Here is a 13,565-nt window from a genome sequence, read left to right on the forward strand (position 1 = left end):
CGTGTACTCCCTTGTCAGGTGAAGCGGCCCGAACAGCGCCCCCGGAGTTGCCGCTCCGGGGGCGCGCGCCGTTCTGTGAGTGGGTGGGTGTGGTCAGCCGTTCTTGGGCTTCGTGCCGAACGTGGCGTGCAGCTCGGACGTGACGTCCTTGCACTCGCCGCGCTCCATGCGGTCGTAGATCTTCTGGCCCTTGGCGAAGGCGTCCGCGCTGGTCAGCTCGGAAGCCTGCGACTCCTGCTTCTTGCCGATCATCCGAACCCCCTTGGGTGTTGTGTCGTGAGTGGACGGGTCGGCCGCCCTGTGGGCGGTGCCGGCTCCCCGCGCTCCCGCCCGACCAGCACGGGCGGTTCGGGCGGGAGAGGCAGCCGTTCAGCGCTGGATGACGTCCTTGTCCAGGTCGCGGTGACGGACGCTCACCTGGTGGCCAGCGGCCGCCAGCCGCTCGGCGAGCGCGCCGGCGAACGTCGGGGCACGGTGCCGGCCGCCCGCGCATCCGTCGGCGACGGTCACGGTCCCGGCGCTCGGGCCGGAGGCGAACGCCTCGACCGCCATGGCGGTGGCCTCCACCAGGTCCGTAATGCCGGGCGTGCCCAGCACCGCGGCCCGTACCGGCGCGTCGTTCGCGGTCATGTACCGCAGCTCGGGCGCGACGTGCGGGTCACGGAAGTGGTGACGCAGGTCGACGGTCAGGTGCGCCGCCGGCGGGGCGTCGTGCAGGTAGCCGAACGAGACGATCTCGACAGTGCTCATGCGAACTCCAGACGAAGTGGCCGGTGATGCGTGCCCCGGCCGGGAGTCGAACCCGGCCTGCGACCATCGGGGCTTTCGGGGGTCAGCGGTCCCGGCGCTCCAGCTCGCGAGCGATGTCGTTCTGCGCGTTGATCGCGCTGAGCGCGTTGTGGCCCCCGGCGCGCTCGCGGGTGATCAGGTCGTACTCGTTCCGCAGGTCGTCACTGGTGCGGTTCTGCATCTCGGAAGCGGCAGAGGAAGGGCTCGTACGGAAACGCATATCGATCTCCTCATGGAGTGAGTGCTGGATGGGCGGGCAAGGCCATGCCCGGCTCCCCTCAGCGCTGCTCGTACGAGACGAGCAGCGGAGGCAACCGGCCGCAGTGAACTGCGGTGTTGGGGTCGTACAGGTGTCTCCTTCGGGGGTTCTGCACCCGTGTCAGGTAGTGCGGAATGGCCCCGTTGTAGGCGTATGGAGACGTGACCTTTCGGTCTAAGCCCTCCCGAGTGCAAAGGGTCGGGTGCGCCCTCGGCCCGCTCTGTCCCGGGCCCCTTGAGGCCGCGTCCGGTGGACGTGGCCTCCATTGGTCGTGCTTCGGTGCCACACACTCCGCGTTGCGTGGTGTGTATTACCTACCACTCACGTTGGCAGAAGGATCCCGCGCCGTCAACCCGTGGCTTTCGACTCGGACCCGCCGGCCTGTCCCGTGCGGTGGTGATTCAACTGTCGTCATCTGGGGCGCGGTTCGGGAGCGAGTACTTGGGGGTGCACTCGTGCACTCCTAGGTTCGAACCCTCTGCACCCCGGACCTGACCTGCGTAGAGTGACGATGAGTCAAGCTGGTACTACGGCCACACTCTGGGGGTCCAATGGCAGACCGGAACGCCAGACTGGCCACGCTCATGCAAGAAGGCGACTTCTCGCACAAGTCCCTTGCTCGCGCGGTGGTCGCCGCCGCCGCTCGGTCAGGTGAAGACATCACCTGCGATCACACGTACGTCTCGCGGTGGCTCAAGGGGGCAATCCCGCGCGGCAACATGCCGCAGTTCATCGCAGACGCCATCGGGCAGAAGCTTGGGCGCCGGCTCACCCTTGACGACATCGGCATGGGTGACGCGGCCGTGTCTTCCGTACAGCCGGACCTCGGACTTGAGTTCGCAGACAAGACCGAGGCGGCGGCCAAGACCGTCATAGACCTCTGGCGTGCCGACCTTGCTGAGGCTGAGGTACTGGTCAAGGCACAGCCAGACTCGGCCGCCTGGAACACGGCGTCCCTGCGCTGGATCGTCGCCCCGCCGGACGGGGAGCTGACACGCGCGGGCAACCGCGCGATCGGCATGGTGGACGTGGAAATGATCCGCTCCACTGCCGACGCCTTCAGCATGCTCGATGGCAAGTTCGGCGGTGGCCATGCCCGACGCGCGCTGATCCAGTACCTGCACACGGATGTCCGGCCGATGTTGGACGGCAAGTACTCAGACGACGTGGGCAAACAGCTCTACTCGGCCGTGGCGGAAGCGCTCCTGCTCGCCGGGTGGATGTCGTACGACAGCGGCCTTCACGGCTTCGCTCAGCGGTACTTCATCCAGGCGCTGCGCATGACGCAAGCGGCAGGGGACCGGCTTCTTGGGGGCAGCATCCTTTCCGCGATGAGCCACCAGGCCACGTTCCTCGGGCGCTACCACGACGCAGCCACCCTTGCTCGGGCGGCGTACACGGGCCCGGCTGGCGTGCTGGGCCCCACGATGTCCGCGCAGTTCCGCGCGATGGAGGCGCGGGCCCTGGCCCGCCTCGGCGACGAACGGAGATGCGACCTCGCCTTGGTAGAGGCAGAGCGCAAGCTCAGTCAGCGGACTCCGGACAGCGATCCGCCGTACATCGCCTATTTCGATGAGGTGGAGCTTGCAGCCGAGATCGGCCATTGCTTCCGAGATTTGGGCCGGTCCGCAGAAGCGGCAGAACGGGGTGCGGGATCGATCTTCGGCGACGGCCTGAACAATCGAAGCGACTTCTTCGCGACGATGGTGCAGGCCGAAGCGTATATCAACCAAGGCGAAATTGGGCGCGGCTGCGAAATCGCCAAGACTGCCCTACAACTCGGCGAGGGTTTGAAGTCGGCGCGCTGCGTCCAGTACGTTCGAGAATTCCGCGAACGCGTTTCCCCTGCGATACGAGGCGCTGCGGAATTCCGCACCTTCATGGAAGAAGCGCGGACCTATCGCCTGTGGCAGCAATGCGACTTGACGCCTTAGAAGGGTGCCCAGTCTCGACGTGATCCCCCTGACCGGAGAGTCGCCACCCGCTTCTCAACCTCGTCAGCGGCCCGGGGGTTCGTACCCGCGTTCTGCGAGAGCCACGTGACCATCAGCAGTTCTCGCACGCTCCGGAGCACGACGTATCCGTCCCATTCGCGCACGTCGAAACCGTAGCCAGCCACGAAATCCGCATACTCCGCTTCCGTATGCCATCCAAAACTGTCGTAGTACATGGCCGTTTGCATCAGGTCCCACTCGCGGGGACCGGTGGCAAATCCATCCAAGTCAATAACGCACGGATGGCCTGCCGCGTCGCGCAGGACGTTACCCACGTTGAAGTCACCGTGCAGATGACCCGACGGAAGCGAGAATTCGAGGCGCCCATACTCGGCCTCCAAATCTCTCGCCATCGAACGAAGAAATGCGCGGGTATTTTCCGGTATGACAGCACACTTCAAGCGGCTCGCTACCTTGTCGAATGGCTGGAGTCGCGGGAGTGAAAAGGGCGGAGACTCCAGATCGTGGAGCCGCCGCAGTAGTACGCCCATTTCCGCCGTACTCGCGTACGTGTCGCCGTCTGCCAGCCCTTGCCAGAAGGTGACGGGATGGTCTTCGATCACGATCGGCTGTTCGGCGTCCGTGACGAGACGCGCGGCCGGGTACCCCTGGTCCGCGAGCCACCGAGCCACGGCCACCTCTCGGCGCACCGAAGTAAGCCGGTCGGCTCCCCGCCCTACGCGCGAGATGATCCGGCCGCCGTCGACGCGGAACACGGCATGGTCGCCTAGCCGAAGGATCTCAATGCCGTCCGGCTCTAGGTCGGCGACCGCGCATGCCCGGCGCAGGATGGACTCTGCCGCGTCCGCGTCGAAGTCCCTGCGTTCCGTCGTCGTCATGCCGTCTGTGTCTCCCGTCCGGCCGGCAGCATGAGGACTTCCCGCCCTCGCCCTGCCCCCTTGCCGATCAGCCCTTGCCCTTCCATCTGCGCGATGGCGGAGCGCACGGCGGTCCGGGACGCGCCGAACCGCTCGCACAGCTCCTTCTCGGTAGGGAAGCGGTCGCCCACCTTCATCTCCCCGCCGTGCAACAGGTCGGTCACCCGCTCGACCAACGGCCGGCGGTCGCCGGTCCCGGCAACGAACCATCCGGCGCCCTGCACTGACTCGATCACACCATCGGCCTTGAGCACGGCAAGCGCCCGCTCGATGGTGCTGCGGCTCACGCCGTACTCGCTCACGAGTGCCGACTGAGACGGCAGCGCTTCAGTGATTTCGCCGTCCCTGATCTTCTCGCGGAGGGATTCCGAGACCTCCAGGTATCTACCTCGCGGACTGCCCTGCGGCACGTGTCCTCCCTTTCTCTGCCCTCGACGGCGTCCGGGTGGCGCGTCACACCGTCAAGTCTTCTGGGCCCAGGCTTCTCAGCCGAGCATTTCGGTAACTAGCTGGTCCAGTTCCTCGGCGTCGGGTGAAGAGAGTAGGAAGTCGCGCAATGTGCGGCGTAGCTGGATATAGCTTTTGCCCTCCTCAAACTTCAGTTCCGCAATCCGCCCGGCTTCCGCCTCCCCGATTTCCGCGATTCGCGCATGCTTGGGATCGGATGGGTCAAAGGTTGGGATAGGTAGTTCCCATACGGCCTTATCGATATCCCTTTCATCCTTACCGTAGGACATCAGAGGGCGTACAGCCTCAGTAGTATAGGGCGAGTTGAGTACCGCTAGTAGGTACATTCCCTCCTGGCGGGTGGCTACCGCTCCCCAATACAGCTTGTGCTCGATAATCGCGTTCGGATCATCCACTAGCGCCGCCGTCACATACATGCCGGAAGCTCCGTAAACAACCCGCAGCGGCGCACCGGGAAGCTGGTCGGTTAGTCCTCTGCGAAAGTTAAGCCTCTCGGCTAGTGTAAGCCGCCCGCTGGATCGATTGTCGGCCCAGAGTTGTTCCGCATCACGCCACCATTTCGCCAGGTCCGGGTAGCGGTCTAGATGTTCATGCTCACCGTCCATCAGGGTATTCTTGCCCTCGATGGGCAGGACTGCCCTGTCAGCGCCGATAATTCGGTATGGGACGACGTGCTCGCCGAGCAGAACGGGCCTGACGAACTCCTTCTCGACCGTTCCTTCCAGGTCGGGAAGGTCCTTCCATGGCTTTTTCTCGAGGGTACTGCGCTGCGAGCGCACCGAAACACGCCCGCCGCCCAGGCCTAGGGGGCTTGCTTTCTGCTCCTCCACGAAAAAGAAAACTTTAGGGAAGATGGTCGCCCCGTTCAGGAATCGATTCCCGTAAGGAGAACTAATCAGCCCTTCCTTGGGGTATCGGAGCTGGCCCTCCTTTCGGGTAATCCAGCCCTTAGCCCGCTCCCAGTGGACGGCACTCTTGGGGATCTTCCCAGTCCAGATTTCAGTCTCCCGCGGCAGTGAGACAGCGTCATTACCTTGTTGCCCGATACCGAAGTGGCGACGGCGACCGAACACAACTGCCGCGGCGCGAGGGAAGAAATGAGGGCGCAAGCGGCGCAGATCCCAAGAGCCAGTGAAGTCGACCTTGACAGGATGGTCTGGGTCCGTCCAGACGCCGGTACGAAAGCCGGTCCAGTAGGGGCGGTCCAGCACAGGGTTGGGCACGACGAAAGCAAACGAGCCGTCCTTGCGTAGGTACTGCTGGACGGTGCGGGCGATGAACAGACCAGAAAGATCCTGGTGAGTGGCAACCTCAAAGCCCTTCCACAGGCCACGGGCCTGCATCATGTCCTTGAAGGTCTTCTGCATGTCCTCGGGCATGTGCCGGTAAGAGAGCCAGGGCGGATTGCCGACAAGAACATCGACGCGGTTCTCGGCGCGTGAGAGCCACATGGGGCGGGCCAGGTTGCGGACGTAGTAGGACCAAATGTGATTACGGTCCTCGTCGACCAGCTCACACAGAATCCGAAAATTCTCCGTCAGCTCTTCTCGGTCCTCCGCGTCGGAGACGCCGTGGCGGTTGAAGATGGCATTGAGGGAGGGCAGCTTTCCTTTGGCGCGGTGCGGGTCCGCCGCCTTGTCAGCGAGTTCATTGACGATCGCATCGAAGCGACTGGCGTCCTGTAGCAGGCCTTCAGAAAAGCGCAGATCGTTGGCGAAGAGCTGGCCGCTTACGTCGGTCTGGATTACGAGGTGGCCGTGATCGATGAGGTCGATTCGCTGCTCCCACTGGACGCTGTCGCCCAGGTAGACGGGGACGCTTATTGGGCCGCGCTCCTCGGACCTGAGTGTCTCGCGTCCGATGGCGAGGAGGTAGGTGACGCGGGCCAGTGCTACGGCGACCGGGTGTAGATCAATGCCAACGACATGATCATGCAGGCTATCTAGCGCTTCGCGCAGCGGCACCCCGGCGTCCTGCGCGGCAGTCAAGTAGCGGCGAACTCCGTAGAAGAGGAACGTGCCGGAGCCGCACGACGGGTCCATGATTCGCTGCTTCAGCGGATCTGGAACGGCCTCGGCCACCGTCGCTTCCGCCAGCCAGTCAGGCGTGTAGTACTCCCCTTGCTTCTTACGAGTTTCCGCAGAGATCACCGACTCGTACAGAACCTTCAGGACGTCATGCTCGACCTTCGACCAGTCGAAACCTGCGAGCCGGCGAGCCAGGTCTCGGAAGAAGCCGTCTCCGCCCTCGGTCTCCAGTGGCCATCCAAAGAAGTCCGACTCGACCACACCTGAGATCTTCGCCTGGGTGAACAGCTGGCCATAGACCAGCGAGGCAGGCGGGGTGTCCCTAATGTCGATGCCATAGACCGCGTGGGCGATAAGCGAGGCCGTGTTTACCAGAAGCGTGTGCTCGATGAACAGGTCATCACTGTTCTCGAACTGAGCACCCAGGGCACTGCGCAGAAGCCGTGCCCACAGATCACGCTTCAGTCGAACCGTTGGGAGCTCCTTATTCTCCTCGTACAGCGCGGCGAGGATTGCCTTGTCGATGGAGTGGGCGACGCTGTTCGCTCCGAGGCGGGCCGCGATTGCATCCGGCGTGGGTGTGGCCCCCTCGGACGTTGCCAGGACGCCTTCGAGCCAGCGGACTAGGTCCAACGCCTTGGCATTGCGTTCCCGTGCATCGAAACGGTTTACCTCGTTCAGCTCGCCGTGGACCAGCGTGTAAGCCCGCCAGTCAGCGCCATCGGTGAGGATACCTACGTGACGCCGTTCACGCTGCTCGGTCCGGGCCCGCACATACTTGGCCAGCTGGTCGACCGCAACCTTGCGGATCTTGGGACGGCTGATGTCCTTCTTGACCTCGATAACGGTCGCACCCATCTCAATATCGATGCGGTGGCCGGTGCCGTCGCCCACCTGAGCTTCCAGCACAGGGTCCAAGAGGTTCTGCTCGTCAAGATTGAGATCCGCCTCAAGAAGGAACTGACGGATGTCAGCCTGCAGTGTCGCTTCAGCACGGGCAGCCTTGCGCTCGACGACCCGCTTGAACGCGATGTCAAGCGCGACAGGCGAAGGAGGGACTGACAGCGTCACAACAGGGCTCCTGGAACATCGAGGCGTAAGGGACGAGGGGACACACGATCCCGTACAGCATTGTCGCGCAGGCGTTAGGTGTCGGGACATCCCTTGTCAGGCGGAATCGCGCGACTCCACGGGAGGCCACCTGTTGTCCTAGTCCTTGTCCGGTGCAGGGACGGCCGCCACCGTTCACTGCTGTACGCGCACCCCCTCTGACCTGCCGCGTGACACTCACGGACGCCCCCGTACGGGCACGCGGACAGTTGGAAAGCGTCTTGGGGGCCACCCTCTCACGAGACCCGCAAGCGGTGGCCCCTGTGGCGCTTGCACGGCGTGATCGCCGCTGCTCTCCCTGCACGCCGTCTGAGCCCCTGCCACCGTGCTATTGCTGCCGGGCCTCAGTGTCCTCACGGATCGCGGCGGCGACGTCGAGCAGGGCGTAGGCGATGGCAGCGAGGCCTTCCCCGATGGCGTCGGTTCGGTACTCGTCGCCGGTCCGGCCCGCCGCCGCGTCTGCCTTGCCCTCCGCGTAGCTCCCGTACACGCTCTGATTCGGCATCCGTGTCCCTCCCTTTCCCTAGCTTCTCCAGGGATCTTTGCTGCCTCCCCCGGCCGGAGCTCGGCCAAGCCTCAGATCACGCCAGCTTCGCGCTCGTCACAGTGGCACGAGGGGGCGCGTCAGGTGCCAGAAGCGCCTCCTCGGGCAGGCTCCGAGCCCCCACAGTGGCGAGGCGGCGGCGGAGCTTCAGGTAGCCCCGAACGCCGCGGACGGCGGTGCTCTTGAATGCCCGCAAAAGGGCCGTTGGCGCCGGCTCCACGGTGTACGTTCAGGCTGGGCGCTCTCGGCGCGCCCAGCACGCCGTGAGAGGATCCGAAAGCCAGATGGAATCCGCCACCGCCGCTCAGGAACGGCTACGCGCACGCCAGCAGGAATTGCAGCTCGAACTGGCGCAGGTCCAGCGGCAGCTTAAGCAACTACAGACGATGGTGGTCGCGTCACGGTGGCGGTATGCCCCCAGTGGCCCAAAGGGACGCGGCACCGTCTACCACGCGACGGCGAACCGGAGCTGCCGCCCGACAAGCGGGCCTGAAGAGATCACCCTGTACGAGGCCCTGCAGACGGGGCTGGTCCCGTGCCCCAGGTGCAGGCCGAAGAGCGCCTAGCGCCAGGCGCGCCGTGGGGCCGATCCTCTTCCGGCATCGATGAACGATGGCTCACGAGATACAAGACGCGGGCGTCCGTCTCAGTTTCCGTCTCGTTCATCGCCGTACACAGCCGTGCGGCGAAGCTCGCACTACCCGGCGGGTGTGGCCGTTCGCACGCGGCTGAACGGTGACGGACGCACCCGGATAGCGCTCTGAGCAGCACCGACAAACCTGCAAAGCGAGTTACACGGGTTCGATTCCCGTCACGGCCTCCAGGACAACCACGCGCGCCCGAGCGGCTCAGGGGCCCGCCTGCACAGCATCCATCAGCGGACTCCGCCCGCAGGGAGTCACACGGGTTCCATTCCCGTCACGGCCTCCAGGACAACCACGCGCGACCGGGCGCGGCGCAGGGCTCGCCTGTGCCGCGCCCGGTCGTGTTCAGAGCACGCCGCCCGCCTCGTCCTGGAACCTCTCGGTCCAGTAGTGCCATGTCGTGCCCGGCAGCGTGGCCGTCGGGTCGAGGGTGGTCAGGGTGTGCAGCATGGCGGCGGCCAGTTGTTCGTAGGAGGCCGTGCTGAGCTCGTGGGAGAGGTGCTGGTCGATGGTGCGTTCGTGGTGCAGGAGCCAGAGGGTGAAGGCGAGGGTGGAGACGTCGGTGTTGAGGGGGTAGAGCGCCGCCTCCGGTGCGCTGAAGGTGAGGACCGCGCCCGTGCGGCCGTCCACCACCAGGCTGTTGTCCTCGACCAGGTAGCCCAGGCGGATCAAGTGGTCGCAGTGGGCCGGGAGTTCGGAGACCGGGTAGTCGGGGTGGTCCCGGGTGAAGTGCTCCCGCAGGGTCGGCAGCGGGGCGTCCGGGTCGGCGAAGAAGAGGACCGCCTCCTCCGGCAGCCCGGTCTCGCGCAGGAAGCGGCGGGTCGGCTCGTGGGTGAGCGTGGCCGGGAAGTCGACGTCCTCGAAGCGGGCCACCCGGCCGTGCCCGAACTCCTGGTCCAGCACGCGGGCGGGCATGTCGAGGGTGAGTCCGGACGCCGTACCGGGGCCCGCGACCAGGGAGAGCGGGCGGATCAGGGCCGCGAACTTCCAGTACGGGGGGACCGCGCCGTCCGTGCCCTCCTCGAACAGGGCGAGCAGGCGGCGCGAGGCCTCGGCGACCGTCCTGGGGCCGAACTGGCCCGCCAGGGAGGCGAACCGGCCCCGCAGGCCCGCCAGTTCCTCGGTGACCGCGGCGAACCGCAGCAGCGTGGCCAGGGACGGCGCGAAGGGGCGGGAGTCGGACGGGTCGCACAGGTAGGCCGTCGTGACCTCGCCCGTGTCGCCGTCGAGCAGGATCGACTCGCGCTCCATGCCCTGCGGATTGAGCAGCTCGCCTATCACCAGGCGGTCGCGCAGCTCCTCCGCCAGGTGGAGCGGGCCCTCCGCGGCGTCCGCGAGGGTGCGCAGGCCGTGGGCGCGCAGCGGTGAGAACGTCAGCACGTCGGTCACGGCGGGCAGCCCCGGGCCCGCGAGCAGACCGCGCGTCGGCGCGTGGGTGACATGGCGGTCAAGCTCCGCCTCGGTCAGCGTGATCGCCGCCGTCCCGGCATCCGTCGTACTCATCGCTCCCCCGCGATCTCCCACTGCGTGACAGTGTGGCGGGCGCCGCTGCCCGGCCTCCCCCACCGCTGTGCACACTACGCCGCCCCACTGACAACGCCCCTCACCGGGAAGGACGCCGGACGGCCCGGGCACGTTGCCCGGCGGCGCCCATCGGCTCGCCAGGACAGCGGAGTTGACCGGGCCGCGACGACCACAAGGGCACGACGGCCACGGCAGTCACCGGGGCGGACGACCCCGGCGCTCAGCGGGTCCCGCCGCACAGCGGGTCGTGACGGCCCCGGCACCCAGCGGGTCGTGACGGCCCCGGCGCTCAGCCCGTCGTGACGACCGCGGCCTGGGGGCGGATCGGCAGCCGGTTGACCGGGCGGCCGGTGGCCGCGCGGACCGCGGAGGCGATGGCCGCCGGGGCCGTCACCACCGGCACCGCGCTGACCGACTTGGCGCCGAAGGGCGCGACCACGTCCCGCTCCTCCACCAGCTTGACGATCCGGATGTCCGGCGCGTCCAGGGCGGTCGGCAGGGCGTAGCCGGTCAGGTCGGGATGGCGGATCAGCCCGCGCGGGGTGCGCAGGTTCTCGGTGAGCGCGATGCCGACGCCCTGGGTGACGCCCGCCTCGATCCGGGCCGCCAGCTGGGCGGGGTTGAGCACCCGGCCCACGTCCTGGGCGACCGCCAGCTCCACCACCCGGACCGAGCCCAGCTCGATGTCCACGTCCACCACCGCGCGGATCGCGCAGAACGCGAGCCCCACGAAGGCGTCGCCCTGCCCGGCGGCGTCCAGCGGCTCGGTGGGGTGCGGGCGGCACTGCGCGGTGGCCCACAGCTCCTTGCCGTCCAGTGCCTCGGTGACGGTGGTCGACAGCACCCCGTCGTACGAGGTGATCTTGCCGTCGTTGATCTGGAGCAGCTCGGTCGACATGCCGAACTTGTGGGCCAGCGGCTGGAGCAGCTGGGTGCGGACCATCTTCGCCGCCCGCTCCACCGCGCCGCCGGACACCCAGGTGTGCCGGCCCCGGCAGCCCGCGCCGGACGGCGGCTGGTCGGTGTCGACCGGGGCGACCCGGACCTCCTCGATGCCCAGGGTCTCCTGGACGATCTGCCGGGCCAGCGTGGTGAAGCCCTGGCCGGTCTCCACGGCCGCGCAGAGCACGGTCGCCATGCCGTCGTGCACCTTGACCGTCGCCGTGGACACCTCGTCGGCGCCCTCCGCGCCGAGCATGTGGACCATGCCGAGGCCGTAACCGACGCCCCGGCGCACCGCGCCCGGCTCGCCCGCGCCCTCGGGGCCGCCGGGCAGCAGCCAGTCCTCCTCGGGCGTGTCCTTCGGCAGCGTCGGCAGCGGGAAGTCCCGTACCGCCTGGAGGAGTTCGGCGACCGGGGCCGGGCAGGTCACCGTCTGGCCGATGGGCAGCACGTCGCCCGTCGCCAGCGCGTTGCGCAGCCGCAGTTCGGCCGGGTCCACGCCCAGCTTCCTGGCCAGCTTGTCCATCTGGGCCTCATAGGCGGCGCACACCTGCATCGCGCCCTCGCCGCGCACATGGCCGGAGGGCGGGTTGTTGGTGCGCACGGCCCAGCCCTCGATGAAGGCGTTCGGGACCACGTACGGGCCGCACGCGAAGGAGACCGCGGCCGCCAGCGCGTCGGCGGAGGTGTCGGCGTACGCACCCGCGTCCAGCAGGATCTGCGCCTCCACCTTGACCAGCCTGCCCTCGGCGTCCGCGTGGTGGCGGTAGCGCAGCAGGGTGGGGTGGCGGTGGACGTGGCCGAGGAAGGACTCCTCGCGGCTCGCGGTGAGCTTCACCGGGCAGCCGGTGCGCAGCGCCAGGAGCCCGAGCGGGAGTTGGAAGCCCTGGTCCTCGCGGTCGGCGGTGGCGCCGGGCACCCCGGTGACCACGATCTTCACCCGATCCGGGGACAGGCCGAAGCAGGCCGCGGCGGTGTTGCGGTCGTGGTGCGGGTCGGTGGAGGCCAGGTACAGCTCCACACCGCCGTCGGGACGGGGCACCGCGAGGCCGGCCTCGGCGCCGATCGGGGCCGGGTCCTGCCGTCCGATGCGGTACAGCCCCTCGACCACGACCTCGCCGACCGCCTCGGCGTCACCGTGGCGCAGCGGGATGTGCCGGATCAGGTTGCCGTCGGGGTGCAGGGGCTCCGCCTCGAACGCGTGCTCGGGGTCGGTCACCGGGTCGAGGATCTCGTACTCGACGATGATCGCGGCGGCGGCCATCCGTGCGGTGTCGGGGTGGTCGGCCGCGACGGCGGCGATGGGCTCGCCGTGGTGCCGTACGACCTCGGAGGCGAACACCGGCCGGTCGGGGGTGCCCCGGCCGTGGCGCGGGGTGCCGGGCACGTCCTCGTGGGTGATGACGGCGCGTACGCCGGGCATCTCGCGGGCGTGCCGGGTGTCGATGGAGACGATCCGCGCGTGCGCGTGCGGGGAGCGCAGCACGGCCGCCCAGAGCAGGCCCTCGGCCCACAGGTCGGCGGCGTAGGGGAAGGTGCCCTCGGTCTTGGCGCGGGCGTCGGCGTGCGGCAGGGAGACGCCGAGGCCGTGCGGCGGGCCCTCGGGCTCGGCGGCGGGCTCCCCGGCGGGGGTCGCGGTGGCGGCTTCGTTGCTCACGCCTGGCCTCCGTCCTGGCCGTAGTGCTGGTCGTGCGGTCCCGGCGCGCCGTACCCGGGCGGCGTGTCGTGGTAGCCGTCGGGCGTGTCGCCGTAGCCGCCCGGCATGTCGCCGTACCCGTCGGGCGCGGGCGGCGGCGTGTCGAAGGCACCCGGTGCCTCGAACGCCGACGGGCCGGTGCCGCCGGAGCCGGGGCCCGCCTGCTGGGGGATGCGCGCCTCGCCGGCCGTGTCCGCCTCGGGCTCGGGGGCGTGCGCGGCCTCGCGTTCGGCGACGACCTCCTGGACGGCCTGCACGACGCCCCGGTAGCCGGAGCAGCGGCACAGGTTGCCGCACAGGGCCTGCCGGGTCTCCAGTTCGCTCGGCGCGGGATTGCCCTCCAGCAGGTCGTGCACCGTCATCGCCATGCCGGGCACGCAGAAACCGCACTGCACGGCACCGCACCGGGCCAGCGCCCGCTGCACGTCGGAGGGCTGCCCGTCCTTGGCCAGGCCCTCCACGGTGCGCACCTCGGTGCCGGCCGCGGTGACCGCCGGGACCAGGCAGGAGGCCACCAGCCGGCCGTCCACCTGCACGTTGCAGGCCCCGCACTCGCCCTGCGAGCAGCCGTCCTTGGCCCCGGCGAGCCCCAGCCGCTCGCGCAGCACGTACAGCAGCGATTCGCCGATCCAGGCGTCGGCGACCCGGCGGTCGGAGCCGTTCACCCGAAGGACGTAGGAGGCGAGGGGG

The 13,565-nt window shown here is 68.1% G+C and carries 11 protein-coding genes; 1 reads left to right on the top strand and 10 read right to left on the bottom strand.

Going from position 1 to position 13,565, the window contains the following annotated elements:
• Nucleotides 1-93: 93 nt before the first annotated feature.
• The 3 genes from FRZ03_RS39255 to FRZ03_RS39260 all read right to left on the bottom strand — a co-directional run bounded on the left by FRZ03_RS39255 (nt 94) and on the right by FRZ03_RS39260 (nt 1,009).
• On the bottom strand, nt 94-252 hold the full coding sequence (locus FRZ03_RS39255) for a hypothetical protein (RefSeq protein ID WP_186785543.1): 159 nt from the start codon (nt 250-252) through the stop codon (nt 94-96).
• 117 nt (nt 253-369) lie between these two features.
• Nucleotides 370-750, bottom strand: a complete 381-nt coding sequence (locus FRZ03_RS21330) for a RapZ C-terminal domain-containing protein (protein ID WP_146466750.1) — start codon at nt 748-750, stop codon at nt 370-372.
• An 82-nt stretch (nt 751-832) separates the two neighbouring features.
• Entirely contained in the window at nt 833-1,009 is a 177-nt protein-coding gene (locus FRZ03_RS39260; RefSeq protein WP_186785544.1) for a hypothetical protein, read from the bottom strand.
• Nucleotides 1,010-1,632: 623 nt separating this feature from the next.
• On the opposite strand from FRZ03_RS39260, the gene FRZ03_RS21335 reads away from it, so the two are divergent.
• Complete coding sequence (locus FRZ03_RS21335; RefSeq protein WP_261399286.1) at nt 1,633-2,982, top strand: hypothetical protein; 1,350 nt, start codon at nt 1,633-1,635, stop codon at nt 2,980-2,982.
• On the opposite strand, the gene FRZ03_RS21340 is transcribed toward FRZ03_RS21335, so the two are convergent.
• The 7 genes from FRZ03_RS21340 to FRZ03_RS21365 form a co-directional block, all read right to left on the bottom strand.
• Nucleotides 2,979-3,881, bottom strand: coding sequence for a phosphotransferase enzyme family protein (locus FRZ03_RS21340; protein ID WP_146466752.1), 903 nt, complete (start codon nt 3,879-3,881; stop codon nt 2,979-2,981). The genes FRZ03_RS21335 and FRZ03_RS21340 overlap by 4 nt on opposite strands.
• A complete protein-coding gene (locus tag FRZ03_RS21345) occupies nt 3,878-4,330 on the bottom strand; it encodes a GntR family transcriptional regulator (RefSeq protein WP_146466753.1) in 453 nt (150 codons plus the stop codon). The genes FRZ03_RS21340 and FRZ03_RS21345 overlap by 4 nt, the downstream gene beginning before the upstream one ends.
• A 75-nt stretch (nt 4,331-4,405) precedes the next feature.
• The gene (locus FRZ03_RS21350; RefSeq protein WP_146466754.1) at nt 4,406-7,486 is read right to left on the bottom strand and encodes an N-6 DNA methylase; all 3,081 of its coding nucleotides are present in this window, start codon (nt 7,484-7,486) and stop codon (nt 4,406-4,408) included.
• Between the two features lie 367 nt (nt 7,487-7,853).
• A complete protein-coding gene (locus tag FRZ03_RS39265; protein ID WP_186785545.1) occupies nt 7,854-8,030 on the bottom strand; it encodes a hypothetical protein in 177 nt (58 codons plus the stop codon).
• A gap of 1,028 nt (nt 8,031-9,058) precedes the next feature.
• Complete coding sequence (locus tag FRZ03_RS21355; RefSeq protein ID WP_146466755.1) at nt 9,059-10,216, bottom strand: SUKH-4 family immunity protein; 1,158 nt, start codon at nt 10,214-10,216, stop codon at nt 9,059-9,061.
• 310 nt (nt 10,217-10,526) lie between these two features.
• Complete coding sequence (locus FRZ03_RS21360) at nt 10,527-12,836, bottom strand: xanthine dehydrogenase family protein molybdopterin-binding subunit (protein ID WP_146466756.1); 2,310 nt, start codon at nt 12,834-12,836, stop codon at nt 10,527-10,529.
• Nucleotides 12,833-13,565, bottom strand: a 733-nt coding sequence (locus FRZ03_RS21365; protein ID WP_146466777.1) for a (2Fe-2S)-binding protein, incomplete at its 5' end; no start/stop codon positions are given. The genes FRZ03_RS21365 and FRZ03_RS21360, both read right to left, overlap by 4 nt.

The organism is Streptomyces misionensis (assembly GCF_007896895.1).
In the GTDB taxonomy this organism is placed as follows: Bacteria; Actinomycetota; Actinomycetes; order Streptomycetales; family Streptomycetaceae; genus Streptomyces; species Streptomyces misionensis_A.